This window comes from Brenneria alni, from assembly GCF_003666245.1.
Lineage (GTDB): Bacteria > Pseudomonadota > Gammaproteobacteria > Enterobacterales > Enterobacteriaceae > Brenneria > Brenneria alni.
Genome location: NZ_MJLZ01000119.1, coordinates 1 through 669, shown reverse-complemented (window position 1 = coordinate 669; position 669 = coordinate 1). Strand labels below are relative to the sequence as shown.

General features: G+C 68.6%; 1 pseudogene. It reads left to right on the top strand.

The features are described from left to right. Positions 1 to 669 (top strand): annotated as a pseudogene (locus BIY29_RS19935) (hypothetical protein); the annotation flags it as partial.

Sequence of the window (669 nt, the reverse complement as noted above, 5' to 3'; positions counted from 1 at the left end):
CGGAAAGCGCCGGACGGGAGCGAACTGCGCTACGAGCATGACGCGGCGGGGCGGGTGACGCGGGGCACGGCGCTGAAAGCGGACGGGGAAACCGAGGGCGTGACGGCGCTGGAGTACGATGTGGCGGGGCGTCTGAGCAAGGCAGCCAATGCGGACGCGGTGGTGGAGTACGCCTACAACCGTGCGGGGCAGGTGGTGTCGGAGCGGGTGAACGGCGAGGAAATTCGCAGCGGCTATGATGAGAGCGGGCAGCGGTCGAGGGTGGAGGGGCTGTTGGCGCCGCTGAATCTGCAATGGGCGTCGGGCCGCCTGAGGGGGCTGGGTATCGGTTCGCATCATGCGCTGTCGTTCAGCCACACGGACAGCGGAGAGGAAAGCCTGCGGAGCAACGGGGCGGGCTTTGCGCTGCGTCACGAGTGGGGCGAAACCGGGCTGCTGCGTCGTCAGGCGCTGGAGGGAGCGGACGGTCGGGTCAGTGATGTGCTGGAGCGCGGTTATCAGTACGACGCGCTGGACCGTCTGACGGGTATCAGCGACAGCCACTGGGGCGACCAGGCGTTCAGGCTGAACGGGGTGGGTCAGGTGACGGCGGAGCGGCGGAGCGGGCGCTGGCGGCAGGGGAGGCTGTTCGGCTACGACAGCGAACAGAACCTGTGCGAGATAGCGGGC